Genomic DNA, 25,834 nt, shown 5'->3' on the forward strand with positions numbered 1-25,834 from the left:
TCAACGCTTCCCGAGACGCCGGGCAAGATCCATCAAGCCAGGATGTCTCTTGACCCCCTCGCCAAGACTGACCCGCAATCCGTTGAGTCGACGGCGCACGGCCTTTTCCCATCCCGGTTGCTCTGCTTTCTCGGCGCGCAGGGATCTCAGCCCAACCATCAACTTGTCCAACACTGGCGGGATGCATGTCGGCGAATTTGTACTCCCCGGTTTCATCCGGACATCGCCGAGCTTGCGATCCACCTTCATTGCCCCCCTTTTTGTTCGGGACGGCCGAGCCGAAGAGGAAATCTCTCCGCAAAGCTCGAGCATCAACTGCGCGACCCGCTGGCCAGCGAATCCATCCAGCATCGGAAGGTGATCTGCCAATGCGTGCTCAAGACCCGTTACATCTACGGCCCCACTCTGGACCAGGTGGATGAAGCCTGCAACTTCAGCTGATGTGCTCGCCCGCGCGTAGTGCGCGACCAACCGGGACGCTTCCTCATTGAAGGGCTCCCCTTCAACATTCACCAGGGAAAGAATTGGCTTTCCCGTCGCCAGATACTCCAATAGGAACGACCCGACGTCGGTAAGCAGAGCATCCGAAGCGTTGAAAGCATCCGCATGATCAGCCGATTCATCAAGGACCATGCCTAGCGCCGCCAGCTCCTCGCGTAGCGTCGAAACTTCATCCTGATCCAGCAAACCCTCTGCAACGATTGCGGGAAACAACCCTGGATGAGGTCGCCATATCAGGCATAGTTGCTCGCGTCGCGAAATCACGAGCTCAAGCAACTCCGGCCCCAGCAGATCGAACGTCGAGAAATTGCCCCCGTGGGAGCAGGACTTTCCGAAACTGAAATGCGAATTCCAAAGAATCGCGCATCGCCCGCCAATGGCATCCGACAACCAACCCGGCACAGGCCGCGACAGCGCTTCCATCAGGTGGTCGAAACGGGGCTGGCCCAATACGTGAACATGCCCGTCGCCACGCGGGCAATGTCTGCGATAGAGCGATTTCTCGTGCTCCGATCTTGCAATAACCGCTGTCGCTTGAATCTGCGTTGGTTGTGAGAACTGCAGCTTCAGATTCTTCCGCCCACCCGCCATCACCAATCCATAAGGGATGTAGAGCATGATGGGAATCACCTGCTTCAGCCGATCGACCCACAGCTGCCTCGGCCGATCCCGGTCATAGGGATGATTCAGAACCACCACGTCGAACTGGCCCGGCGAAACAACTTCACCTTGCGCCCATTCATGAAATGGAATCCCGTCGCTGGCGAGCACAGCCCGCATCAGGGGCAATTTCTGCTGCGAAACAGCCGGATTCTCGATGCTGTAAGGCAGCACCCACACCTCTGAACTGAAAGCATTTCCATCACGCATCGCCAACCACAGCGATGCGAGATTCACCCACGCTTCCGGCCGCTGAACCAACAAGAGCACGCGTAAAGGAGCACCGGGATGCCGTCCCGGCTCGCCAACGGCGCGAGTGGCTTTATCCTGACTCACACACACCTTCTACCCGCGACATCGACGAATACCACTTGACGCGACGCCAAATCATCACTCACGTCGCGCTCGCTCACTCATGAACTCCTCCGCGGCCAGAAGATCCCCCGGCGTATCTACTTCATGCAGGTCCAACAGCCAGGCCGGCAAAGGTAACTGAGATTCAAGCGCCTGATAGACATATCCCGATGCTTCCTCCAGCCGCAATGGTGGTCCAGAGAAAACATTGGCCCATTCGTAACTACTGTCCAGCCCCCTGCCGAATGCTGATATCTCCATCTCCCCCTGCATTCGGCTTGAGATCTCAGCAAACACCGCATTCTCGCTTTTGGCCTGAGTCACCCCGACGAGGGTTCGCACACTCGCGGCTTTTTCGACGAATCCGGCCAGCGATAACTCATCGATGATCAGGTCGCCGTCCAGATACAACACTTTTGAAAGAAAGCCTGCGCTTCCCAACGAGATACTGTAGGCGGTATTGGTTTCCCTGAAACGAGGATTCCTGATCAGGATCACGTCGCGATGATGACGGGCGCAATACTCAGCAACCATTTCCTCGCGATAGCCGATGACAACATGGATGCGCGACACCCGTGACTCCAGCGCCTCGATCAGGCGCGAGAGAATGGTCCTTCCGTCCACTTCGATCAAGCACTTGGGCAAACCCATCCCCAACCGTGAACCGAGCCCTGCACAGGCGATTACAGCACCTTCAACAGCTTGCATAACGCCTCCGGCGAATTAATGAGCATCGTAGCCGCAGCCGCCGTCGCCGGCACCGGGGAGTGCACTGCACCGTACGCGATGCCGATATCAGCTTCTTTCAACATGGGAACATCATTGGCACCGTCCCCAACGGCAACATACCGCCGATGCCCCCCGAGGGCGCGTAATGCACGCATGGCCGCACCTTTATCGAGAATATCCTCAAGCCGTAAGCGCCCTTCGTCCTGCCTTGCCCTGGAACATATCCAACGACACTTCAGACGACTCATGAGAGGCCTCAACCAAACATCAAGATTTCCCGTGACAATGAAACAGTCATCGACACGCTCATTGATGAATTCAACAAGCGAGGGCTCAAGCGTGACCGACTCGACGATCGCATGCACCCTCGCTACCGGCACCTGCCCCAGGATAAGGCAGCGCAATCGCATGGAATCAGAGAATGGGATGTAGCCTTCCATCGTCAATCGCGTGAGTGTCGCCATCTCATCGGCAACATCCAGTTCCGAGGCGATACATGGCAGCAGCTCGGTAGTTGTAATCGTGCCATCAAGATCAAAGCAGAAAGCAGTACTCACGAAATCCGCTCCATGAGGAACCACATCTGCCGGGTATCGCTTCGATTATTGAGCCAGGGCTCGTCGTACACATCCCCCGAACCGACCAGCTTGAAGCGCACACCTGGCATCTCCTGCTGAATCAATCGCTCGAGCTCTTCATGAGTCCGGTAGATGGCACTGTACTGCTGTTCCATCTCTTCCGAATAGTGTTCCGAGATTGTCAGCCGCATCCCCACCCCCATCGGCTCACGAAACATCACAAGGCCGCCCGGCGCAAGTATGGCTGCCATGTTCCTGATTGCCCGACGCACTTCCGCATCGTTGAGGTAGATCAGCACACCCGCGCACAGCACCCTGTCAAAAGGCCCAGTCTCATCCAGTGCATCCAGCGAGAAATCATCGGCGGCCATGACGCTGAAGCGGCAGTTGGAGGAATCCGAAAACTGCTCACGCGCATAGTCCACGAGCCCAGCACAAGCATCGATCCCGTGATACCAAGCACTCCTTTGTACTAGTTCACTGGCCCAGCGCCCCGTTCCACAGCCGACGTCCAATACACGCTGAGCCCCATCAAGACGTAGCAGCGGAAGCAACTTGGCCTTTTCAGCGATATCCCTGCCCCGCGCCAACTCGGCGTTCTTCTCTTGATAGATCACCGCGTGCAGGGGGCCGATCGATGAAATCTTTCCGGCGCGCTCCTCGAAGAAACGCGTTACTGCCTCCGTATTGATGGCGGGACTGCCAGGACACCCCGACTCGGAATAGGATCTCGTCATTTACTCGGACTCGCTTTCATTTCATTCCCCTTCTTGGCATCACGACACGAACGACCAGCACCGAACCGATGACCGCCATTGTCCACTCTGCGGATATTACGGCCAACGGCAATCCCAATGCCCCAAATCGCTGAGTCAACACCACCCCGGCAAGCCCAAGGATCACCAGGCCTCCCATCTCGAAGCCGACACGCATCCACCGCTCGCCGAAGGCCATCAGCGAATTCCCGACTACCTGCCTTATCGCCATTCCGGGAACCGCAAGACATAACCAGCGAACAATTTCGCCGACACCTGCGTACTGCACACCGAAAAAAACATCCAGCAACGGGGCCGCGAGCCACAGTGCCGCAGCGAGCACAAGGCTGTACATGAATGCGCATGCGTACATCCATATGAAAAGACGGCGAGTGGGTCCAGAACCACGATCCTCACGAAACAATCTCGGCAATGCGGAAAGCATCATTGCGGAAACTGGCAACGTCGCCGCCCCGACCACCCTTGCCGCAGCGGCATACATGCCGGCAGCTCCCAGCGGCAACAGCTTCAGCGACAAGGCCTTATCAAGCTCACCTGGAGCAGCACGTGTGATGTTGATTACGGCATAACCGAATGCCTCCCCCCATCCACCTCTATCTGGCAAGCGCCATTCATCCACCTTCGGCCAGCGCCCTGGGAGAACACAGGCACCGCAGAACAGGGCCACAACGGAGGCAAGCAGGTAGCCTGCCCCATATACGTCCAGAGGCAGCTCCGGCTGCACGATGAGGGTCAAGCCAGCTGCGAGAAGCCGCAGCAGCATGGGCAGCAGCTGCAACAATTGCGCACCGGCAATACGCCCAAGCGCATGGTGCTCAGTTGTCATCAATGCAAAGAGGGGCTGCACCAAAAGCTCGGCAATGCCGATCATGGCAAGGACGTGGAAGGGCATGACCCGACCGAACAGATGGACAGTTGAAACGAGATAGACCGTCAACAAAGCACCGCCACACAACAGCGTGCAAGGGATCGCGCTACGAAGCACGATGAGACGGCGCTCAGGAGCCTTGGCAACCTCGCCCAGCAGCACCAACTGCATTCCAAAGGAAGACAACGCCCCCAGAATGACAGCCAATGCAGCAACACCGGCAAGCGCACCAAACTCCCGCGGACCAAGCAGTCGTGCAACCAGCAACAACGTCGCCGACTGCACCAGCAAACGCAATCCGAACACGATACTGGTGCGGATGGTACCTAACGCTATCGGGCCTTTCACGACTGTCCTGGTGCGACGGAAGAAGCTGGACTAGCCAGAGCCGCTGCTCCCCCTGAGCACGGCACCGGACTGGCGAAGGGCACCATCCGGGCACGTCCAAGCGCCTCCAGTATACGCAAACTCAACGCCTGCCCCGTCGTACGAGCGCCACTCCACGCCGTTTTCGACAGACATCGACCTCCCGGATCACTGTCCGCGCCGCAGCCCCTCCCCAGGCCCATCGAGCCCAGCGGCTAGTTTTGTAACGCGCACTGCCCACTACCCGTGTTGCAGTCCACGTCCCTCTTGATGGGTGCATTCCCACGCGTCAGGGAGTTGAATGTCACAGTACGCGGCGTTGCAAAATCACTGGTCGTCAATCCCAAGCTGGTGCTGGTATCACAGGCCTTGGCCTCATAAGCCGGCGGCAACTTGTAATCAGCCAATTCGATAACCGCCGTACTCATGTAAGCCCGCGCCTCGGCCAAGCAGCCAGCGTTCGCCGACCGCTGCGTGTAGTTTCGATACTGCGGCAGTGCGATGGCTGCGAGAATCGCAATGATGGCTACAACAATCATCAACTCGATAAGCGTAAAGCCGCTTTCATTCTTAGACATTTCCCTACTCCCCCAAAAAACACATACCCTTCACAAGCACAGAGCGTGCCAACCTTCGGAGACCACTCCGCCCGTCAGTTGGCGCCTCTCTTTGCAGGGATCAATTCGGAGGCACGTGCAACGACCTCCAACTGCGAGGCCCAGTCTGCCCGCCCCGCCTCCCTCAGCTGCTGCAGCATCCGTTCCACACCAGGGTCACCCACCCGGGAAAGCTCCACAGCACGGCGCAAGTACGCAAGCGCCAACTCAGGATGTTTGGTTTCATTGTGGATGTATGCGCCCACGCGCAGATTCTGCTCGGAAGTCAATTTGGATCGCGCGGATACGATCCCGATCAGCTCGATCATCCCATCAGGGTCCAGGCCGATACCCTTGTCAGCGTTTCCAAGCATCACCCAGAGAACGTTCTTGTTCTGCACACTCATGGGGGCTTTCCGCAATCGATCCAGCAGCCTCTCCCAATCATGGCTCGCGTCATCCCCGCGCATCGTCTTGAAAATGACAATGTTCGAAAGCAGGGCTGCGGATTCCGTAGCCTCCACCCCTTTCTCGCTTAGCGCCAGCGCTCGGCCAAAGTCCGGACTGGCCGGATCAAGACCACTCCGTTTCGCATATACGCCGCTGAGCAACAGCCACGCACGCTCCGAGCGTGGCGCGAGCTCCACGCTCCTCTCGGCAAAGCGCAGCGGCTCTCCCCATTCGTACGACCTTGAAACCGTCGCCCCGACGAGCACCAACCCGATTATCGCCAGAGCCCAGAAAGCCATCTTCCTTCCTGCATGAGCAGCTCCTTCGCGACGCTCAAGCATACCCACGCAGGAAACCCCGATCGCGAGCACCAATCCGACCAGTGGAAAATTATTGCGGTGCTCGAACACCATCTCCAGATTCAGGACATTGCTCGAAATGAAATGCCCTGCAAAAAACAGGAGAACACCGAAGCAGACCAATGGCGCGCGGCGACGGAAACACCAGGCCAACGCTACCAATGCAACGATGAAAGCAAGGGCGAGGATCGTCGAAATTGGGGAAAATAGCCCACGCGAAATGACGAGATCATCGTAGTAAAAAGGCATCATGGAAGGCAGGGGAAGCACTATCTGCCCGCAGTACATCGCTAGCACGCGCCCTTGCGTCAACAATCGCTCCAGGCTGGAAAAGTCCCTTCCGGGATACACCCCCCAATGCCAGTAGTGCGGGACAACCACGCATAAATAGACCCCAGCACCGAGCAATGCGGCAATCCAATACCCTCTGCGCAGCATATCCTGCAAGCCCGACTGTGCAGCACGAAACTGCAGCACCGTGACTTCAAGCAGGAACGTAAACAAGGGCAACAGCGCAGAGTCCTCCTTGCTTGCGAATGCCAGAGCCCATAGCAACACCACAAGAACGCCGTAGTGTCGACTTGGCCTCCCCTCGATCTGCGCTTTACGCATCCCCAGGTACGCCCATAGCGCCAGTACAAGGAACAGCGTCCCCAACATCTGCATGCGCTGCACCACATACAACACCGTGGATACCTGCAGCGGATGGACGCCCCAAACCACCGCAAGCAACAGCGCCACACCGCCTGCCTTACGCGGCCCCCAGTTCGCCAGCAGAAACAACTGGCGCAGGAACAATGCCAGCGCAAGCACCGTCAATGCATGAATCAGGAGATTGGTGGCCTTGAAACTCCCCGCATCGAGACCAGCACGCCAGAAATCCAAGGCAAAACTGAGCATCGCCAGCGGCCGCGAGCCATTCCCGGGCTCGAAGCTGTAGGCCGCATTGAGCAGCCGATCAACAGAAAGATCCGACACATGGATCGCCACGTTCTCGACGATGTTCGGGTTGTCATCGAACAGGAACCCACCGCCCAAGCCAGGAATGAACACTCCAGCAGCGAGCAGGGAGAGCAGTACTGCAAGCAGGTGGTAGTGCCGTGCGGAACTCATCTATTCCCCTGCAAAACGCCATGACCACAACGGAATCCAACATCCAGCGCGGAACCCGTCCTTTCGACAAACGAAAAGCGCCTTTCGGCGCTTTTCGATCTCCTCATCACCGGAGATTTACGGCTTCAGTTCGCACTGACCGCTGCCAACATTGCAATCGGTATCCTTCTTGATATCCGCATTGCCCTTCGTTGCAGCCACGAAGGTCACCGTCGTGCCGCCGTTGTAGGCAGCCTCATCGACAGTCGGAACGGCACCGGCCGGGTCACAACCCTTCGGAGTGTAGGGCGGAGCGGTGCGGCCATCGGCCAGATTGGCAACGGCCGCGCCCATGAAGGCCTTGGCTTCAGCCAGGCAGGCGCCGTTGGCCGAACGCTGGGTGTAGTTGCGGTACTGCGGCAGCGCGATGGCGGCCAGGATGGCGATGATCGCCACGACGATCATCAGTTCGATGAGGGTAAAGCCCTGCTGCTTCTTCATAAGTACATCCCCTAGAGGTGTGAATTGTGAACATGGTTGCAGGCGAATGCCCGCCCCGCATGGGGTTACAAAGCAGGTTGCGTGCCAACTAGCCCAGCACCCCCTACTCCCCGCGGCAATGATGGCAGCATCCTGAAATAAGTGAAGCCCCCCGGCATCAATTTCGAGACTGGCACTCCAACATGACGAAAAACGTCACAATGTGACGCAGCCCTCCACCCTTTGGCCAGCGCCCTGTCCCGGCCAAGTGTGACCCAACGCGTCAAAGGCCGGATGAGGGCGTGCCGGAAGCCAAGCGAACCGCTACCATGCAGACCATTGTTCCGGGTGGGGATGCCCGGACGGGGAGAAGAAATGGCCGTTACCCGAAGTGCAGCAAGCAAAGAGTCGGCGGGTCGCAACACCAGCCAGATGCAGCCGTTTGTCTGGGAGGGGACCGACAAGCGCGGCACCAAGATGAAGGGCGAGCAGGACGCCAAGAACGCCAACCTGCTCAAGGCCGAGCTTCGCCGCCTGGGGATCACCCCCACCGTGGTGAAACCCAAGCCCAAACCGCTGTTCGGCGCCACCGGCAAGCCCATCAAGCCCAAGGACATCGCCTTCTTCAGCCGCCAGATGGCGACCATGATGAAGTCCGGCGTGCCCATCGTGACGGCGCTGGAGATCATCGGCAGCGGGCACAAGAACCCCCGCATGGCCAAGATGGTGGGGCAGATCCGCGCTGACCTGGAGGGCGGTTCCTCGCTGTACGAGGCCATCGGCAGGCACCCCGTGCAGTTCGATGAGCTGTACCGCAACCTGGTCCGCGCCGGCGAAGGCGCGGGCGTTCTGGAGACCGTGCTCGAAACCATCGCCAACTATCAGGAGAACCTCGAGTCCCTGAAGGGCAAGATCAAGAAGGCGCTGTTCTATCCCACGATGACCATCGCGGTCGCGCTGCTGGTGAGTTCGATCCTGCTGATCTGGGTGGTTCCGCAGTTCGAGGAGGTGTTTGCCGGCTTCGGCGCGGACCTGCCCGCCTTCACCAAGATGATCGTTGCAGCCTCCAAGCTCATGGTCAGCTGGTGGTGGCTGATACTGTTCATCGTTGCAGGTTCGATCATCGGTTTCATGTTCGCCTACAAACGATCCATACCGATGCAGCACGCAATGGACAGGCTTGTATTGAAGGTCCCGGTCATCGGCCAGATCCTGCATAACAGCGCCATTGCGCGTTTTGCCCGCACAACGGCGGTCACGTTCAAGGCCGGCGTGCCCCTGGTGGAAGCACTCAGCATCGTCGCCGGCGCAACCGGCAGCAGTGTCTATGAACAGGCGGTGCTGCGGATGCGCGACGATGTCGCCGTGGGCTATCCGGTCAACATGGCCATGAAGCAGGTCAACCTGTTCCCGCACATGGTGGTGCAGATGACCGCCATCGGCGAGGAAGCAGGCGCCCTGGACTCGATGCTTTTCAAGGTGGCCGAATACTTCGAGCAGGAAGTGAACAACGCCGTCGACGCGCTGAGCAGCCTGATCGAACCCATGATCATGGTGTTCATCGGCGTGGTGGTGGGCGGCATGGTCATCGGCATGTACCTGCCGATCTTCAAGCTGGCCTCGATTGTTGGATAATTGACAGATGGCATTTCTCGACCAGCATCCCGGCCTCGGCTACCCCGCCGCGGTCGGCCTGGGACTGCTGATCGGCAGCTTCCTCAATGTGGTGATCCTGCGCCTGCCCAAGCGGCTGGAGTGGCAGTGGCGGCGCGACGCGCGCGAGATTCTCGAGCAGCCGGACATCTACGAACCGCCGCCGCCGGGAATCGTGGTCGAGCCATCGCACTGCCCGCATTGCAAGCACAAGCTGAGCTGGTACGAGAACATCCCGCTGTTCAGCTGGCTGGTCCAGCGCGGCAAGTGCCGCCATTGCCAGGCCCCCATTTCGCTGCAGTATCCGCTGGTGGAGCTGGTCACGGCGCTGCTGGTGCTGGCCAGCGTCTGGCAGTTCGGCTTCGGCTGGCAAGGCTTCGGCGCGATCGTGCTGAGCTGCTTCCTGGTGGCGCTGTCCGGCATCGACCTGCGCACGCAACTGCTTCCGGACCAGCTCACCCTGCCCCTGATGTGGCTCGGCCTGATCGGCAGCATGGACAACCTGTACATGCCCGCCAAGCCCGCGCTGATCGGTGCCGCGGTGGGTTACCTGTCACTCTGGACGGTATGGTGGCTGTTCAAGCAGCTCACCGGCAAGGAAGGCATGGGCCACGGCGACTTCAAGCTGTTGGCGGCGCTGGGCGCCTGGTGCGGCGTGAAGGGCATCCTGCCGATCATCCTGCTGTCCTCGCTGGTGGGCGCCATCATCGGTTCGATCTGGCTGTACTCCAAGGGCCGTGACAAGGCCACGCCGATTCCGTTTGGCCCCTACCTGGCCATCGCCGGCTGGCTGGTCTTCATGTGGGGCGACCAGTTGATTGGCGGTTACCTGCGACTGTCCGGCCTGCAGCAGTAAGACCACTGTCCATGCGGATGCGGGGACGAGGCCGCGAGGCCACCCCGCTCAATCGAGCCCGTCTGCAATGAGCGATTTCACCATTGGCCTCACCGGCGGGATTGCCTCCGGCAAGAGCGAGGTCAGCCGGCGCTTCGAAATACTGGGCATCGTCGTCGCCGATGCCGACGTGGCCGCGCGCGACGTCGTGGCCCCCGGCAGCCCCGCCCTGGCACGGATCGTCGAGCGTTTCGGCGTCGATATCGTCCAGGCCGACGGCGCCCTGGACCGCCCCCTGCTGCGCCAGCGTGTATTTGCCAACGACGATGAGCGGCGTGCGCTCGAGGCCATCACCCACCCTGCCATCCGCCGGCGCATGATGGACATCTGCACCGCCGCACCGGGGCCCTATGTGATTGCTGCCATCCCGTTGCTGACGGAGGTCGGAGGCCGTGCCGCCTATCCGTGGCTGGACCGCATCCTCGTCGTGGACACCCCCGTCGCGCTCCAGCATGCGCGGTTGTTGCGACGTGACAGCATCAACGCCGAACTGGCGGATCGCATGATCCAGGCACAGGCCACGCGCGAACAGCGCCTGGCGCTGGCCGATGACGTCATCGTCAATGATGGGCATCCCGATGCCCTGCAGGCGCAGGTCGAGGCACTGGACCAGCGCTACCGCGAGCTGACCAGCAAACGGTAACGGCCAACCCGCGCCTGATCAGGCCGCGGAGAAACGCAACGTGGCGATCACGCCGCGTTCGCTACCCGGGCGGATATCCACCCGCCAACCGTACAACGCGCACAGGCGACTGACGATCGACAAGCCTATGCCCCCGCCCTGCGAATGACCGGCATGGGTGCCACGATAACCGCGCTGGAACAGGCTCGCCGCGTCCTCCTCGCTCAACCCCGGCCCCGAGTCGATCACCTCCACCGCATTGGCCGCCACCCGTACCAGCACCTGCCCGTCCTGGGTGTACTTCACGGCGTTGCCGATCAGGTTGCCCAGCGCGACCGACAGCGCCGATTCCGGCGCATCGACCACCAGCTCGCGCTCCCCTTCCAGCGCCAGCACCAGCGGTTTGCCACCCAGCTGCGCGCGATGCGCATCCAGCAACTGCTCGGCCACCTTGGCCACATTGCTGTTGCCATGGCCACGCTCGTTGCGGGACAGCAGCAACAGCGAACCGATCAGGTCGGTGCATTGCTGTTCGGCCCGCTGGATGCGCTGCAGGCGTTGCAGCACCTTTTCATCAAGCCCCGGACGCGCGAGCAGCAACTCGGTTGCACCGCGGATGACCGCCAACGGGGTACGCAACTCATGGCTGACGTCGGCGTTGAACTCACGGTCGCGCTGGACCACTTCGGTCAATCGCGCCGAATAATCATCCAGGGCCTCGGCCAACTGGCCGACTTCGTCGTCCGGGAAGCGTGGCGCCAACGGCTCGGGGTGCTTGTTGTCCCCCCGGTAGGCACGCAGGCGGGCAGCCAGATCCGACACCGGGCGCATGACGCGCGAGGCAGACCACCACCCAAGGACCCACGAAAGCAGGCTGAAGACGATCACCGAAAGAAACAGCGCGCGCTTGAGCTGCTGCTCACCGCGCATCGCCTGCCCCATGTCATAGGCGATGAAAAACCAGGCATCGGGGGTCTTGCGCACACCCACTTTGTAGTAGAACGGCTTGCCGTCGGCATCCTCGCCACTGAAGTTATGGATGCCGTCGCGCAGATGCTCCCATTCGGGATACTCCCGACGCAGGGCTTCGAGCCGGTCAGGCTTGTCGGGGCGGATGAGGATGGCGCGAATCTGCTGCACCGGCGCCATCACGTCCTTGCCACCACTGCGGACGTAGCTTTCCCAGGATGCGTCGAGATTGGTGTTCATCACGTCCTCGACCAACTGGTTTTCCACGCGCATCCGCGCCCAGTTCGTCGCAAACGCGAACAGCGTGGTCAGGCAGAAGCCCAACAGCACGAATGAAAGGATGATGCGGCTACGCAGGCGGCGGCGATAACGCCCCCGCTTGCGTGTCGGCCCAGGCGCAACGTCCTCAGACATCGGCAACGGCGATGCGGTATCCAATGCCATGGCGGGTCTGGATCATCGGTGCGGCGAACGGCTTGTCCACCACCGCGCGCAGCCCGTGGATATGCACGCGCAGGGAATCCGAATCCGGCAACTCCTCGCCCCATACCCGGGTTTCCAGTTCCTGGCGGGTGACCACGGCCGGCGAGGCTTCCATCAATGCCTGCAGGATCTTCAATGCGGTGGGGTTGAGCTGCAGCAGCTTGCCCTGGCGGCGCACTTCCAGCGTGTCCAGGTTGTACTCCAGGTCGCCCACTTCCAGCACGCGCGTGTGCGCACCCTTGCCACGCCGCGACAAGGCGTTGAGGCGGACCTCGACTTCCTGCAGCGCGAACGGCTTGATCAGGTAGTCATCGGCACCGGAGTCAAATCCGGCCAGCTTGTTGTCCAGCGAGTCGCGTGCGGTCAGCATCAGCACCGGCGTCTGCTTGCGCGCGTCGTTGCGCAACTTGCGGCAGACCTCGATGCCGTCCATGCCCGGCAGGTTGAGATCGAGCACGATCGCGTCGAAATCATGCACCACGGCCAGATGCAGGCCGGTGACGCCATCGGCCGCGAAATCCACCGTATGACCGCGATCTTCCAGGTAGTCACCCAGATTCGCCGCGATGTCGCTGTTATCTTCGATTACGAGAATGCGCACGTGTGCGGGTACCTTATGTCTTGGAAAGTACAAGCGAGCCCAAAGCCCGCCTGTCAGGAATTACAGCATAGCCATCGTTAACTTCTTACATCTGGCCAAACACGCGCCAAAGTTTCCCGGCCCGGTGCGCCGAGGGTCAATTGCCGGCCCGGGCGTTTCTCCCCCCAAGCGTGGCATCCATATGACGCTGCGCATCCCGCCGCATGCGTTCGCGCTGGGTCACGGTCGCGCACTGTGACGAAGACATGTTCGACCCAATGGCTTTCTCACGACGGCAGACAAGGCGGCTATCTGCACGCGCCCTGGTCAGAAGGCTGTTGACCAGCGCCTGATCGTTGAATACCTGCACCCGCTTCTCGTGCGGCAGCCCCTCGGCGTTTCCGTCACCGATCGCAGCCGACATGCGATCAAGCGCCTCGACAACGAGCGCACGATCTGCCGGGGATATCTCGCTATAGACCTCGCCGGCCTGGAGATCCGCCCGCACCTTCTGCTGTTGGTTCTGGAATGAATCGCTGGCCCGTAGCGGGAGCTCCGCCTGCTTGGCCAACAGCGCGCCCGGGGCCATCAACAACGCCAGCAGCAACAATGTGCGGGCCATCCCATTTCTCTCCATAGAAAGCGCAACTTTAACCCTGCCTCAGGCTTACAACAACAGAAACTATTCCCAACAAAAACAAGGCCCTGGCGAAAACCGCCAGGGCCTGAAAAATTCCCGATCACCGGACCCACTGAGGAGGGCTGGGTACAGTGGAAGCAGGCTAGAACCAAGCGGATTAAAGGGTTGTTAAAACCATGCAAACAAATTGCAGGTGCCCGTCAGCGCTTGAGATTTGCGACGTAATCGATCATCCGCCCGGCGACATCACCGCCGGAAACCGACTCGATGCCCTCCAGCCCGGGGGTCGAATTGACCTCCAGCACCAGCGGCCCGCGCCTGGAACGGATCAGGTCCACGCCCGCGATGCCGAGCCCCAGCGCCCTGGCCGAGCGCACCGCCACCTGCTGCTCGGCCTTGCTGGCCTGCACCGGCTCGGCGGTGCCACCGGCGTGCAGGTTGGAGCGGAAGTCGCCCTCCTGGGCCTGGCGGCGCATGGTCGCCACGACCTGGTCGCCAACCACCAGGCAGCGCAGGTCCGCGCCCTGCGCTTCGGCGATGAACTCCTGCATCAGGAAGTTGGCATACAGCCCGCGCAGGGCCTCGACCGTGCCCTTGGAGGCGCTGAGCTTCTCGGTGAGGATCACGCCGCGGCCTTGGGTGCCCTCGCTGAGCTTCACCACGTGCGGCGGCGGCCCCAGCATCGACAGCAGGTCGTCGGTATCGTCCGGATTGTCACCGAACACCGTCACCGGCATGTCGATGCCCTTGGCGGCCAGCAGCTGGTGCGCGCGCAGCTTGTCACGCGCGCGCAGGATGGCGTCGGACGGGTTCGGGGTGCGTGCCCCCATCATCTCGAACTGACGCAGCACCGCCGTGCCATAGCGGGTGATGGAGGCACCAATGCGCGGGATCACCGCATCGAAGCCTGACAGGGGCTTGCCCTTGTAATGCATGTCGAAGCCGCCGGCGGTGATGCGCATGTAGCAGCGCAGCGGGTCAAGGATACGGACGGTGTGCCCACGCGCACGCGCAGCCTCGACCAGTCGACGGGTCGAATAGAGTTTGGTGTTGCGGGAGAGGATGGCCAGTTTCATCGCAGGGCCTGCATGGAAGGCGTGGCACTTCCCACCCGCCCTTGCGTGATGCCTCAGGCCCATTGCGGCGCCTGGAAAATGGAGCGGGTGAAGGGAATCGAACCCTCGTCGTAAGCTTGGGAAGCTTCTGCTCTACCATTGAGCTACACCCGCGCGGCGTGGCAAGTCTATGCGCCCCTACCCTCGCAGCGCAACGGTCAATGCGACACGGGCAGGCCGGCTGGCAAAACAAAGGCGGTGCCGCCGGGGCGGCACCGCCTTCCATTCACGGCATCCGTGGGTCAGAAGCTGCCGCTGAAGCTGGCGAACACGGTCATGTCACGTGCCGACTTCTGCAGCGTGGTGGTGCTCATGCCGATGTTGCTGTTCAGGCCCCACAGGTTGACCCGGGCACCCAGCACGACGGTGGCGTAATCACGATCAAACGCCAGGCCCGGCACCTTGTAGGTGCCCACGTCGGCCATCGTCTGCAGCCACGCGCTGGCCTGCTTGCCCTTCTCGAACTCGTGGTCGTAGGTAGCCTGCACGTACGGGCGGAAGTTGCCGCCGTCGTAGCGCGCCTGCCAGCCGATGCGGCCGACGGTCGAGTCGGCGTCCTGATCGCCATAGCCCAGCGCGGTGGCGCTGGCGTTGCTTTCGGTGTAACCGTCGAGCTTGACCTTCTGCCAGATCACCGCCGCGACCGGGCCATGACGGAAGCCGCCTTCCTGGCCGAAGTCATAGCCGGCGTTGACCGCCGCCGTCAGGTTGCTGCCGTCCGGCGAGCCCTTGTGCTCACGGGTGGCCGGGCCGAGCTGGACCTTGCGGGTCACGTCGTAGCCCAACCAGCTGTAGCTGAGCTGGCCGTTCACCCAGACCTTGTCGCCGTACCAGCCGGCGAACAGGCCCAGCGTGGTGTCGTCCTGGGTGAAGTCGCCCTTGCTGTTGCCGAAATCGGCGTCCATCCGGCCAAAGCCGGCGAAGCCGCCGAGGACGACGCCGTCGCGGGCCCAGTCGACGCCGAACAGGCCGGCCGGTGCCATGCCGTCGTACAGGTCGGCGTGTGCATACCGCTGCATGTCGCCACGCAGGTTGCCCCACCAGCTCAGGCCATCGGCCGGGCGACCGGCCAGGTGCGCGCCGACCTGGTCGGCACGGGCACGACCGGTGGTCTGCGCCGAGTGGGTCAGCACCTGCTGCAGGCGCGGGGCTTCGATCACCGAGATGGCGTACTGGCCCATGATCTGGTGGGCGGCGGTGCTCGGATGCACGCCGTCGGCGAACACGTAGGTGTTGGCCGCGTTCGGGGCGACCGTGGTCAGCGGGCTGCAGGTCAGCGACGAGACGGACGTGCAGGCCATGCCCGAGACGTTGGTGAACCCGTAGGTGCCCGGGTCGGCGACGATTTCCTGCAAGATGCTGAAGGTATCCACCGGGATCACCTGCAGGCCGGCCTGCTTGAGCCCACCGAACAGGGCATCGTTGTAGGCCTTGGCCAGCGCGGTGCCCTGTGCCATGCCGACCGGACCGCCCGCGCGGGAGGCCGGGGTGAGGCCGATGTCCGGCAGGTTCATCACCATCACGTACTGTGCGCCGGCGGCCTTGAGCGTGCCGACGATGCCGACTTCGTCAGCGACGGCGGCGCCGATGATGGCCTGCGCCTGGGCCGGGGCATCCTGGACGGCGAACAGGTCATTGGCACCGCCCCACACGCTGTACAGGGCGTTCGGATCGGCCTTGCCACCGTTGGCGGCCAGGTAACGGGTCATCTGGCTCTTGAGCGAGGCCACCGGCAGCGCCGGCGTACCCGGGGCCAGGGTGACGCTGCTGTCCACGCCGACGCGCGCGCCACCGATGGCGTAGTTGTCGCCGGTCTGGCCATTGCCGTTGGGGCTGGCATCGGTGCCGAAGTGGTCTGCCACGTAATCCGACCAGACCCAGCCCGGGTTGGTGGTGAAGCGGCCGACGACCGCCGCACTCGGATCCAGTTGCACCAGCACCGGCCGGAAATTGCCGGTGTCGGTCAGGCTGTCACCGAAGAACACCGTCTTGGAGAACGGGGACTGCGCCATGGCCGGTGCAGCGGCCAAGGCAATGGCGACGGCGATGGCCGAGCGCAGCGGGCGGGAGAAGAGGTTCATGGAATGCTCCGAACTGGGGGTAAGCGGCGCATACGCTGCCGCACGTTGTTAGTTTTTCATTCCCTCGTAACAGTCTCACGCTGCGCTGCCGCATGCGGCTGGGCTTTTGCGACGGCTCTGGCGAAAATGGCCGCATGAACATCCAGCTCAATGGCCAGGCCCGCCCCCTTTCCCACCCCCTCACCGTGCTCGAACTACTGGCCGATGAAGGCCTGGCCGAGCGCCGGGTCGCCGTCGAGGTCAACGGCCAGATCGTGCCGCGCAGCCGGCATGGCGAGCACGTCGTGCAGGACGGCGACCTGGTCGAGATCGTTCACGCACTGGGTGGTGGTTGAGCCAGCCGCCCACGGCCAGGAGCGCCCTCGGCCGCGAAGCCGACGACCGCGGGGCCGCCGCCTTCGGGCGGTTCCGCATGCAGCACTCCGCGAGGCCCTGCCATCAGCGGCTTCGCGGCCGAGGACGCTCCTGCCGGGGCTGATGGGTGATAATTCGGCAATGAACGCAAACGCTCCCTCCGATTCGCTGGTCATCGCCGGCAAGACGTACTCCTCCCGGCTGCTGACCGGCACCGGCAAGTTCAAGGATCTGGAAGAAACCCGCCTGGCCACCGAGGCCGCTGGCGCCCAGATCGTCACCGTGGCCATCCGCCGCACCAACATCGGCCAGAACCCGGGCGAGCCCAACCTGCTCGACGTGCTTCCGCCGGACCGCTACGCCATCCTGCCCAACACCGCCGGCTGCTATACCGCCGAGGACGCCGTGCGGACCTGCCGCCTCGCGCGTGAGCTGCTCGACGGCCACAACCTGACCAAGCTGGAAGTGCTGGGCGACCAGAAGACCCTGTACCCGGACGTGATGGCTACCCTCAAGGCAGCCGAGCAACTGGTCAAGGACGGCTTCGACGTCATGGTCTACACCTCCGACGACCCGATCCTGGCCAAGCGCCTAGAGGAGATCGGCTGCGCCGCGGTGATGCCGCTGGCCGCGCCGATCGGTTCGGGCCTGGGCATCCAGAACAAGTACAACCTGATCGAGATCATCGAGAACGCCAAGGTGCCGATCATCGTCGACGCCGGCGTCGGCACTGCGTCCGATGCGGCCATCGCGATGGAGCTAGGCTGTGACGGCGTGCTGATGAATACCGCCATCGCCGGCGCCCGCAACCCGGTGCTGATGGCCAGCGCCATGCGCAAGGCCGTGGAAGCCGGCCGCGAGGCCTTCCTGGCCGGGCGCATCCCGCGCAAGCGCTATGCCAGTGCCTCCTCGCCGGTGGAAGGGTTGATCGCCTGATGACCAATCCCTTTGACAGCGCGGGCTCCAAGGCACCGCCCAAGCCCTTCACCGTGACCGAAGGCCGCCGCGAAGTACGCAGCTTCGTGCTGCGGCAAGGCCGCTTCACCCCGGCCCAGCAGCGCGCGTTCGACGAGCGCTGGCCGCGTTTCGGCATCGACTTCAACGGCGAACCGCGTGATCTGGACGCCACTTTCGGCCGCGTCGCGCCCAAGGTGCTGGAAATCGGCTTCGGCAACGGTGCCGCGCTGCGTTACGCCGCGCAGTTCGACCCGTCCAAGGACTACATAGGCATCGAGGTGCACGCCCCCGGCGTGGGCCGCCTGCTCAACGCACTGGCCGACGACGGCGCCGACCACGTCAAGCTCTACCACCACGACGCGGTGGAAGTGCTGGAGAAGGAAATCGCCGACGGCGCGCTGGACGAAATCCGCATCTACTTCCCGGACCCGTGGCACAAGAAGCGCCACAACAAGCGCCGCCTCGTGCAGCCGGCCTTCGCCGCGCTGCTGGTGCGCAAGCTGCGCCCGGGTGGCCTGCTGCACTGTGCCACCGACTGGGCCGACTACGCCGAGCAGATGTGGGACGTGCTCGACGCCACCGAAGGCCTGGCCAACCGCGCCGGCCCGCGCGGCAGCGTGCCGCGCCCGGACTGGCGCCCGCAGACCCACTTCGAGACCCGTGGCCAGAAGCTCGGCCATGGCGTCTGGGATCTGCTCTACGACCGCGCCTGACCGGGACTGCTGAAGGAACCGCCGCCGCATGGATACCGCGCTGACGCTGACGACCGACATGAAGCTCGTGCTCGGGCTGGTCGGCTTCACGATGGCGATGTTCCTGTTCGAGCGCATCCGCGCCGACGTGGTCGCGCTGGTGGTGATGGTGGTGCTCGGCGTGACCGGGTTGATCGCACCGGAAGAAATCTTCGGCGGTTTCTCCGGTAACGCGGTGATGAGCATCATCGCCACCACCATCCTCGGCGCCGGGCTGGACCGCACCGGCGCGTTGAACCGGCTGGCCGGCTGGCTGCTGCGGCGCTCGCACGGCGTCGAGAAACGCCTGCTGCTGCTGACCACCGCCACCGCTGGCCTGAACTCCTCGTTCATGCAGAACCCCTCGGTGATGGCGTTGTACCTGCCGGTGGCCTCGCGGCTGGCATCGCGCACGACGCTGACCCTCAAGCGCCTGCTGTTGCCGATTTCCGCCGCCATCGTGATGGGCGGCGCGCTGACCATGGTCGGCAACTCGCCGCTGATCCTGCTCAACGACCTGTTGATGTCGGCCAACAACAACCTGCCCTCCGGCACCGCGACGATCGAGCCCTTGCGGATGTTCGCGCCGCTGCCGATCGGCGTGGCGCTGGTGATCGCCTCGCTGGCCTATTTCCACTTCTATGGCAGCCGCAAGCTCCGGGAGGAGGAAGGCGGCGAAGGCGACGATGCGCAGGCGCCGGCACGCACCGAGAGCTACTTCGCCAAGGCCTACGGCATCGAGGGCGACGTGTTCGAGTTGCTGGTCACCGCCGAGAGCCCGCTGGTCGGCATGACCGTCAGCGATGCCGAGAACCTGTTCGATGCACCGTTGCTGCTGGCCCTGAAGACCGGCGACGACACCCGCCTGGCACCACCGGCGGACATGCGCATCTGGGTGGGCAGCGTGATCGGCGCGATGGGGCCGCGGCAGCAGGTATCGGATTTCGCGCAGAACCAGTTCCTGCGCATGTCCTCGCGCCTGAAGCAGCTGGGCGACCTGTTCAACCCGGCGCGCGCCGGCATCTCCGAGGCCGTGGTGCCACCGACCTCGCGGGTGATCGGCAAGACCGCCGGCGAGCTGCGCCTGCGCAAGGAGCGTGGCATCAGCCTGCTGGCGATCAACCGCGACAAGCAGGTCATCCGCGAGGACGTGCGCAACACGCCGTTGCGCGCCGGTGACATGCTGGTCTTCCACAGCATCTGGCAGGACCTCGCCACCGCCGCGGGCAGCCGTGACTTCGTGGTGGTCACCGACTACCCCAAGGGCGAGCAGCGTCCGCACAAGTTCAAGATCGCCATGGCGATCTTCGCCATCACCATCATCATCGCGCTGACCTCGCACCTGCCGGTGGCGTTGACCCTGCTCATGGGCGTGGCCGGCATGCTGCTGACCGGCGTGCTGCGCATGGACGAGGCCTACGCGGCGATCAACTGGAAGACCATCTTCATGATGGCCGGGCTGATCCCGCTGGGCTGGGCGATGGACAGCAGCGGCGCGGCGGCCTGGATCGCCGGCCACACCATCGACAAGCTGCCAACCGGCATCCCGGTCTGGGCGCTGGAACTGGCGCTGGCCCTGCTGACCACCGCGTTCTCGCTGGTGATCAGCCATGTCGGCGCCACCATCGTCATGGTGCCCATCGCGGTGAACCTGGCGCTGGCGGCCGGCGGCAACCCCACCGCGTTCGCGCTGATCGTGGCGTTGTCGGCGTCCAACAACCTGATGACCGCCTCCAACCCGGTGATCTCGATGGCGATGGGCCCGGCCAAGTACACCCCGCGCGAGATGTGGCGCGTCGGCGGGCCGCTGTCGTTGCTCTACACGATCATCGTGGTGGTGATGATCAACCTGATGTTCTGAAGCTGCGTGCGGCCGTCCAGGCGCTCCTGGCGGCGAAGCAACCGATGGCTCCGTCCGTAGGAGCGCGGCTGGCTCGGCACGTGCCATCGTCAATCACGATGCGGAACGTGCATTCCTGCCTGCAGGCCATCAATTCAATACGTGTGTGACAAGCGCCGACGGACCTGGCGACTTACGCCACTCCTACGCACCGGCCAACAGCACCCGTCCGTCACGCACTTCAACGGGTACCGCGCGCAGCGAATCGCCCTTGCACGGGCCGGCCACGCAGATGCCGCCTTCCAGTTCGAACGAAGCACCATGCACGGCGCACACCAGGTGTCCCTCGCGGCTCTTGAGGAACTGCCCCGGCGCCCAGTCCAGCGCGCGACCGGCATGCGGACAGACGTTCAACCAGGCACGCACCTGCGCGCCATCGCGGTACAGCACCAGGGTTTCGGCATCCCCTTGCAGGGTGGCGGTCACCGCGTGGAAGCCACCATCGGGCAGGTCATTGAGTTTTGCCAATTCAGTTTCGGGCGAGGATACGGAAGACATCTGGAACACCGGCGCGATTCGAACCGCGATTGTCGCACGCAGCCATCCAGACCATGACCAAGCTGACCGGAACCATTGTCCGGATGACATATTCAGGCAAGAATTAACGACAACTTCACGCATTGCCCCGCATCGCCGCCGATACTCGCCGGCAGCCAAACGGTCACACCCCTTTCATGCGCATCCGTTACGTCCAGTTCTCCAAGCTCCGCAACCTGTTCGAGCCGCGCAAGCCGCGCAACCCGCTCGTACGGATTGCACTCGGCCTGCTGGGCCTGGCCATCCTGGCGGTGCTGGTCGTGGCCGGCGTGTTTGTCGGTGCCGCGATGATCCTCGGCGGAATCGCCTGGAAGCTGTTGGCAGCACGCAAGCGCCGCAACGCCGGCAAGGCTGACCCGTCGGTGGTCGACGCCGAATACCGCGTGGTGCGCAAGGCCGCACTGCCGCACAGCACCGGCGCCTGAGTTCCCGGCCCCGCTGCAGCGCTTGGCCGCGCAACTCCGCTAGACTTTCGCGTCGTTTCACTGGACGCGAGCCATGACTGACCTGATCCCCACCCCGACCCTGCCCCGTGTACCGGTGGCCGGCGGCAGTACGTTCCCGGTGCGCCGCATCTATTGCGTGGGCCGCAACTTCGCCGACCATGCGCGCGAGATGGGGGCCACGCCCGCCGCGCCGAGCGACCGCGGGCAGCCGATGTTCTTCATGAAGCCGGCCGATGCCATCGTCACCGGCGATGCCGAAGTGCCCTATCCGCCCGCCACCGCCGACCTGCACCACGAGGTGGAGCTGGTCGTGGCGCTGGGCAGGGACGCACCGGCCGGCGTGCTGCCGGTCGACGCCGCGCTGGCGCTGGTGGCCGCCTATGGCGTGGGCCTGGACCTGACCCGTCGTGACCTGCAGGCCGCGGCCAAGGCCAAGGGCGGGCCCTGGGACATCGCCAAGGGGTTCGATCATTCGGCGCCGGTCAGCACGCTGGTGCCGGCCGACCAGGTGGGCCCGCTGGAAGCGGTGCGCCTGTCGCTGGAGATCAACGGCCAGGTGCGCCAGCAATCCACCCTGGACCAGATGATCTGGAACGTCCCGGAGATCCTGCACGAGCTGTCCAAGCTGTACGCACTGCGTGCCGGCGACCTGGTGTTCATGGGTACGCCGGCCGGCGTGGCCGCACTGCACAAGGGCGACCGCTTCGATGCACGGCTGGGTGACATCGCCCGCTGCCAGGGTGTGATCGCCTGACGACATCCGATGGAGTAGGCTGCGCCAGCTCCCCATCCGTACGAACAGGAGAACTTCATGGGAATGATTAGCGAGTTCAAGGAATTCGCCATGCGCGGCAACGTCATCGACCTGGCGGTCGGTGTCGTGATCGGCGGCGCGTTCGGCAAGATCGTCACCTCGCTGGTGGACAAGGTGATCATGCCGCCGATCGGCTGGCTGATCGGCAACGTCGACTTCTCGGCGCTGGCCTGGACCCTGGCCCCCGCCAAGATCGGTGCCGACGGCAAGGAGATCCCGGCGGTGGTGATCGGCTACGGTGATTTCATCAACACCCTGATCCAGTTCATCATCGTCGCCTTCGCCATCTTCATGCTGGTCAAGGTGGTCAACAGGCTCTCGCGCAAGAAGGAAGAGGCCCCGGCGGCACCGGCCGAGCCGTCCGAGGAAGTGCTGTTGCTGCGCGAGATCCGCGACAGCCTCAACAAGCGCTGAGGCGCCCCGGGCGTTGATGCAACGGCCGGAAGGACTTCCTTCCGGCCGTTTTCGTCTGCTCCGATCAGAAGGTCAGCATCGCCGAGAACTGGGGGCTGACGAACGACGCGCTGTTGCGCCCGCCCGGCAGCGACAGCTCGGCACCGAGCAGGAAGCCCACCCGATCACTGTGGATGTATTCGATGGCCGGTGCCGCGCTGAAACTGCGGCTGCGTGGGTCGGTGCGACGCTGCCCCTGGACGCAACGCCCCTGCGCAGGGGCATGGCACCCCTGCAACACCGCGCGCCCGTCGCGTGAGGCGGTGACGTCCAACGCCAGTGCCCAATCCGGGCTGAGGCTGTATTCGAACCCCACCGCGGCGCTGGTGTTGCTGCCGTGGCGCATCGCGCCGCGGAAGGCATCCCCGGTACCAAACACGCTGGTTCCCTCCACGTCGACGCGGCCAGGCGACGGACTCCAGCCCATCTGCCAGCGCCACCGCAGCGTGTGGCCGTTGGACATCGGCAACCATTGCTGGCCCACCAGGGAAAGAGCGGTGCGCCTTGCGCCATTGCCACGCCCATTGAGGGCATTGCCGCCAAGCTCGTCGTAACTGCCCGTGGCCAGCGTCTGACTCACCTGGGTACTGATGACCATGTCACCCGTCGAAGCCGCCCGTGGGCGCAGCACGTAGTTGAGCTTGAGCGTGCTGTCGCCGAAGCGCAGGCCATCGGCGCGCTGCTGGCCGATGCGCGCCCGCCCGGCACTGAGCGAGAGCTGCCCGGTGAGCCGCTCACCGATGCCATAACCGGCCAGCAGGCTCAGCTGCAGGTCGCTGCCGTGCTCGCTCATCCCGAAGCGATTGCCCTGACTGTCGTAGTACCCGCGCTGGCGCGTGTTGATCAGATAGGGCTGCAGATAGAAATGCCCGGGCGTATAGGCCGCCGGATTGGCGGTGATCAGCGGCCCGGTGAAACGGGCCTGTTGGGAATCCTGCGGTGACTCCTGGGCCAGGGCCACCGCCGGCATCAGGGCCATCGAGAACAACGGGGCTGCCATCCTGTGCTGCCACTTCATGCTTGCTCCAGCTACGCGCTCATCCATCCCATCGGTGGTCGCGTAGGCTCGCCCGCGGACCTGGCGCGGCGCAGCGGGAAAACTCCTGAAGTCTGGCTCATCCGCATCTGCGTAGCGAACATTCTGGGCAGCGGTTCACATCGTGACGCTCCAACTGCGCCAGGCAGCGCCGCCATCCCCCCCAACCGGCACATTCGGTGGCCGGAGCACGCTGCTAAAGTCAGCGGCTCTTTACCTCGGAGCGGAACCCATGCGTCGCACTGCCCTCGCCCTTGCCACCTTGCTGTTGTGCGCCACGGCCGGCGCGACGAACGCCCCCGCCCCGACCCGCATCCCCGATGCGGCGATCAGCACCGCCGCGCAGCTGCGCGAACAGGCGCTGGCCGACACCACCGGCTGGCAGGTGGTGGAGTCGCTGACCACCGAGGTCGGGCCGCGCATGGCCGGCAGCGAAGCCGATGCCCGTGCCGTGGAATGGGCCAAGGCCAAGTTCAAGGCGCTTGGTTTCGACAAGGTGTGGACCGAGCCGGTGACCTTCCCGAAGTGGGAACGCCGCAGCGAGCACGCATCAGTGCTGGGCGCCCATCCGCAGCCGCTGACCATCACCGCACTGGGCGGCAGCCCGGCCGGAACGGTCGAAGCCGAAGTGGTGCGCTTCGAGGGCCTGGATGCCCTGAAGGCCGCACCGGAAGGTTCGCTGGCGGGCAAGATCGCCTACGTCGACTTCACCATGAACCGCAGCCGCAGTGGCGAGGACTACGGCATCGGCGGCACCGTGCGCAGCCGCGGCCCGTCCGAGGCCATCCGCAAGGGCGCGATCGGCTACATCATGCGTTCGGCCGGCACCGATTCGCACCGCATGCCGCATACCGGCATCACCCGCTTCGATGAAGGCCTGACGCCGGTACCGTCGGCCGCGCTGTCCGGCCCGGATGCAGACCAGCTCAACCGGCTGGTCGCGCGCGGTGCCACCCGCATCCGCATCGCGCTGGATTGCGGCTGGGATGGCAGCTACACCTCGCAGAACGTGATCGGCGAGATCACCGGCCGCAGCCTGCCCAAGGAAGTGGTGGTGATCGGCGGTCACCTGGATTCGTGGGACCTGGGCACCGGCGCGATCGATGACGGCGCAGGCGTCGGCATCACCATGGCGGCGGGCCACCTGATCGGCCAGCTCAAGCAGGCGCCCAAGCGCACCATCCGCGTCATCGCCTTCGCCAACGAGGAACAGGGGCTGCACGGTGGCAAGGCCTACGCTGCCGCGCGCGTGCAGGCCGGCGAGATCGTGCAGCAGCACATCGCGGCCGAAAGCGATTTCGGCGCGGGCCGCATCTATGCGTTCAACACCGGCTCGGGCAATGCCGAGGGCTCGCGCGAAGCAACCCGCCAGATCGCCGAAGCGTTGGCACCGCTGGGCATCGAGTACCAGCCGGGCAAGGGCGGTCCGGGCCCGGATGTCGGCCCGCTCGCGGCCAAGGGTGGCGCCTGGGCCTGGCTGGCGCAGGACGGGACCGATTACTTCGACCTGCACCACACCCCGGACGACACCCTGGACAAGATCGACCCGAAGGCGCTGGCGCAGAACGTGGCCGCTTACACCGTATTCGCCTACCTGGCCGCCGAATCGGAAGGCAGCTTCGGCAGCGAGGCCAAGGACGTGGTGCCGCCGCGCGAGTGATCGCGCAGGCCGTGACCGGAAAGGCGCCGCAAGGCGCCTTTTCGTTGCACGGGGTGCCGAGCCGTGCCCGGCAGGGCTATTCCCTGCAAGGCCTCAGTG

The 25,834-nt window shown here is 63.7% G+C and carries 26 protein-coding genes and 1 tRNA gene; 11 read left to right on the plus strand and 16 right to left on the minus strand.

What is annotated here, in order from left to right:
• The 8 genes from ATCM_RS15520 to ATCM_RS19455 all read right to left on the minus strand — a co-directional run bounded on the left by ATCM_RS15520 (position 1) and on the right by ATCM_RS19455 (position 7,830).
• Positions 1–1,497: a hypothetical protein gene (locus ATCM_RS15520; RefSeq protein ID WP_132865382.1), complete on the minus strand. Its 1,497-nt coding sequence runs from the start codon at positions 1,495–1,497 to the stop codon at positions 1–3.
• Between the two features lie 54 nt (positions 1,498–1,551).
• Entirely contained in the window at positions 1,552–2,223 is a 672-nt protein-coding gene (locus ATCM_RS15525; RefSeq protein ID WP_132865383.1) for an NTP transferase domain-containing protein, read from the minus strand.
• Positions 2,199–2,801: an HAD family phosphatase gene (locus ATCM_RS15530; RefSeq protein WP_132865384.1), complete on the minus strand. Its 603-nt coding sequence runs from the start codon at positions 2,799–2,801 to the stop codon at positions 2,199–2,201. Before ATCM_RS15530 ends, ATCM_RS15525 begins: the two co-directional genes overlap by 25 nt.
• Complete coding sequence (locus ATCM_RS15535) at positions 2,798–3,559, minus strand: class I SAM-dependent methyltransferase (RefSeq protein WP_132865385.1); 762 nt, start codon at positions 3,557–3,559, stop codon at positions 2,798–2,800. The genes ATCM_RS15530 and ATCM_RS15535 overlap by 4 nt, the downstream gene beginning before the upstream one ends.
• A gap of 16 nt (positions 3,560–3,575) precedes the next feature.
• Positions 3,576–4,814 carry an oligosaccharide flippase family protein gene (locus ATCM_RS15540; protein WP_132865386.1) on the minus strand — a complete coding sequence of 413 codons (1,239 nt, stop codon included), beginning with the start codon at positions 4,812–4,814 and terminating at the stop codon, positions 3,576–3,578.
• A gap of 233 nt (positions 4,815–5,047) precedes the next feature.
• Complete coding sequence (locus ATCM_RS19450) at positions 5,048–5,410, minus strand: prepilin-type N-terminal cleavage/methylation domain-containing protein (RefSeq protein ID WP_132865387.1); 363 nt, start codon at positions 5,408–5,410, stop codon at positions 5,048–5,050.
• 74 nt (positions 5,411–5,484) lie between these two features.
• Positions 5,485–7,350: a hypothetical protein gene (locus ATCM_RS15550; protein WP_132865388.1), complete on the minus strand. Its 1,866-nt coding sequence runs from the start codon at positions 7,348–7,350 to the stop codon at positions 5,485–5,487.
• Between the two features lie 117 nt (positions 7,351–7,467).
• Positions 7,468–7,830, minus strand: coding sequence for a prepilin-type N-terminal cleavage/methylation domain-containing protein (locus tag ATCM_RS19455; RefSeq protein ID WP_132865389.1), 363 nt, complete (start codon positions 7,828–7,830; stop codon positions 7,468–7,470).
• Positions 7,831–8,241: 411 nt separating this feature from the next.
• On the opposite strand from ATCM_RS19455, the gene ATCM_RS15560 reads away from it, so the two are divergent.
• From ATCM_RS15560 to coaE, 3 genes are all read left to right on the plus strand, one after another.
• A complete protein-coding gene (locus tag ATCM_RS15560; protein ID WP_225591845.1) occupies positions 8,242–9,444 on the plus strand; it encodes a type II secretion system F family protein in 1,203 nt (400 codons plus the stop codon).
• A gap of 7 nt (positions 9,445–9,451) precedes the next feature.
• The gene (locus tag ATCM_RS15565) at positions 9,452–10,318 is read left to right on the plus strand and encodes an A24 family peptidase (RefSeq protein ID WP_132865390.1); all 867 of its coding nucleotides are present in this window, start codon (positions 9,452–9,454) and stop codon (positions 10,316–10,318) included.
• A gap of 67 nt (positions 10,319–10,385) precedes the next feature.
• On the plus strand, positions 10,386–11,000 hold the full coding sequence (coaE, locus tag ATCM_RS15570) for a dephospho-CoA kinase (RefSeq protein WP_132865391.1): 615 nt from the start codon (positions 10,386–10,388) through the stop codon (positions 10,998–11,000).
• Positions 11,001–11,018: 18 nt separating this feature from the next.
• Here the strand turns inward: coaE and ATCM_RS15575 are convergent, their stop codons facing one another.
• The 6 genes from ATCM_RS15575 to ATCM_RS15600 all read right to left on the minus strand — a co-directional run bounded on the left by ATCM_RS15575 (position 11,019) and on the right by ATCM_RS15600 (position 16,814).
• Positions 11,019–12,362 carry a HAMP domain-containing sensor histidine kinase gene (locus tag ATCM_RS15575; RefSeq protein ID WP_243694032.1) on the minus strand — a complete coding sequence of 448 codons (1,344 nt, stop codon included), beginning with the start codon at positions 12,360–12,362 and terminating at the stop codon, positions 11,019–11,021.
• A complete protein-coding gene (locus ATCM_RS15580) occupies positions 12,355–13,032 on the minus strand; it encodes a response regulator transcription factor (protein WP_132865393.1) in 678 nt (225 codons plus the stop codon). The genes ATCM_RS15575 and ATCM_RS15580 overlap by 8 nt, the downstream gene beginning before the upstream one ends.
• A 136-nt stretch (positions 13,033–13,168) precedes the next feature.
• A complete protein-coding gene (locus ATCM_RS15585; protein WP_132865394.1) occupies positions 13,169–13,633 on the minus strand; it encodes a hypothetical protein in 465 nt (154 codons plus the stop codon).
• A gap of 218 nt (positions 13,634–13,851) precedes the next feature.
• Positions 13,852–14,727: a 30S ribosomal protein S6--L-glutamate ligase gene (rimK, locus tag ATCM_RS15590; RefSeq protein WP_132865395.1), complete on the minus strand. Its 876-nt coding sequence runs from the start codon at positions 14,725–14,727 to the stop codon at positions 13,852–13,854.
• Positions 14,728–14,806: 79 nt separating this feature from the next.
• A tRNA-Gly gene (locus tag ATCM_RS15595) sits at positions 14,807–14,880 on the minus strand.
• Positions 14,881–15,008: 128 nt separating this feature from the next.
• Positions 15,009–16,814, minus strand: a complete 1,806-nt coding sequence (locus tag ATCM_RS15600; protein ID WP_207911856.1) for an autotransporter domain-containing protein — start codon at positions 16,812–16,814, stop codon at positions 15,009–15,011.
• Between the two features lie 167 nt (positions 16,815–16,981).
• Here ATCM_RS15600 and thiS point away from each other — a divergent pair, with 167 nt between their 5' ends.
• The 4 genes from thiS (at position 16,982) to ATCM_RS15620 (ending at position 20,750) form a co-directional block, all read left to right on the plus strand.
• Entirely contained in the window at positions 16,982–17,182 is a 201-nt protein-coding gene (gene thiS, locus ATCM_RS15605) for a sulfur carrier protein ThiS (RefSeq protein ID WP_132865397.1), read from the plus strand.
• Between the two features lie 160 nt (positions 17,183–17,342).
• Positions 17,343–18,137, plus strand: coding sequence for a thiazole synthase (locus ATCM_RS15610; RefSeq protein ID WP_132865398.1), 795 nt, complete (start codon positions 17,343–17,345; stop codon positions 18,135–18,137).
• Positions 18,137–18,871 (plus strand): tRNA (guanosine(46)-N7)-methyltransferase TrmB, encoded by a 735-nt coding sequence (gene trmB / locus ATCM_RS15615; RefSeq protein WP_132865399.1) that lies wholly within the window; start codon positions 18,137–18,139, stop codon positions 18,869–18,871. Before ATCM_RS15610 ends, trmB begins: the two co-directional genes overlap by 1 nt.
• A gap of 28 nt (positions 18,872–18,899) precedes the next feature.
• Positions 18,900–20,750 (plus strand): SLC13 family permease, encoded by a 1,851-nt coding sequence (locus ATCM_RS15620; protein WP_132865400.1) that lies wholly within the window; start codon positions 18,900–18,902, stop codon positions 20,748–20,750.
• Between the two features lie 183 nt (positions 20,751–20,933).
• On the opposite strand, the gene ATCM_RS15625 is transcribed toward ATCM_RS15620, so the two are convergent.
• Positions 20,934–21,287, minus strand: coding sequence for a Rieske (2Fe-2S) protein (locus ATCM_RS15625; RefSeq protein WP_132865401.1), 354 nt, complete (start codon positions 21,285–21,287; stop codon positions 20,934–20,936).
• A gap of 176 nt (positions 21,288–21,463) precedes the next feature.
• On the opposite strand from ATCM_RS15625, the gene ATCM_RS15630 reads away from it, so the two are divergent.
• The 3 genes from ATCM_RS15630 to mscL all read left to right on the plus strand — a co-directional run bounded on the left by ATCM_RS15630 (position 21,464) and on the right by mscL (position 23,000).
• On the plus strand, positions 21,464–21,751 hold the full coding sequence (locus ATCM_RS15630) for a hypothetical protein (RefSeq protein ID WP_132865402.1): 288 nt from the start codon (positions 21,464–21,466) through the stop codon (positions 21,749–21,751).
• Positions 21,752–21,824: 73 nt separating this feature from the next.
• Positions 21,825–22,526 carry a fumarylacetoacetate hydrolase family protein gene (locus ATCM_RS15635; protein WP_132865403.1) on the plus strand — a complete coding sequence of 234 codons (702 nt, stop codon included), beginning with the start codon at positions 21,825–21,827 and terminating at the stop codon, positions 22,524–22,526.
• Between the two features lie 57 nt (positions 22,527–22,583).
• Positions 22,584–23,000: a large-conductance mechanosensitive channel protein MscL gene (gene mscL, locus ATCM_RS15640; protein WP_132865404.1), complete on the plus strand. Its 417-nt coding sequence runs from the start codon at positions 22,584–22,586 to the stop codon at positions 22,998–23,000.
• Between the two features lie 64 nt (positions 23,001–23,064).
• Here mscL and ATCM_RS15645 read toward each other — a convergent pair whose 3' ends face one another.
• Positions 23,065–24,057: a hypothetical protein gene (locus ATCM_RS15645; protein WP_132865405.1), complete on the minus strand. Its 993-nt coding sequence runs from the start codon at positions 24,055–24,057 to the stop codon at positions 23,065–23,067.
• A gap of 250 nt (positions 24,058–24,307) precedes the next feature.
• Between ATCM_RS15645 and ATCM_RS15650 the strand changes: the two genes are divergently transcribed.
• Positions 24,308–25,735, plus strand: coding sequence for a M28 family peptidase (locus ATCM_RS15650; protein ID WP_132865406.1), 1,428 nt, complete (start codon positions 24,308–24,310; stop codon positions 25,733–25,735).
• Positions 25,736–25,834 lie beyond the last annotated feature (99 nt).

Origin of the sequence: Stenotrophomonas sp. ATCM1_4, assembly GCF_004348115.1 — a bacterium.
Taxonomy (GTDB): domain Bacteria; phylum Pseudomonadota; class Gammaproteobacteria; order Xanthomonadales; family Xanthomonadaceae; genus Stenotrophomonas; species Stenotrophomonas capsici.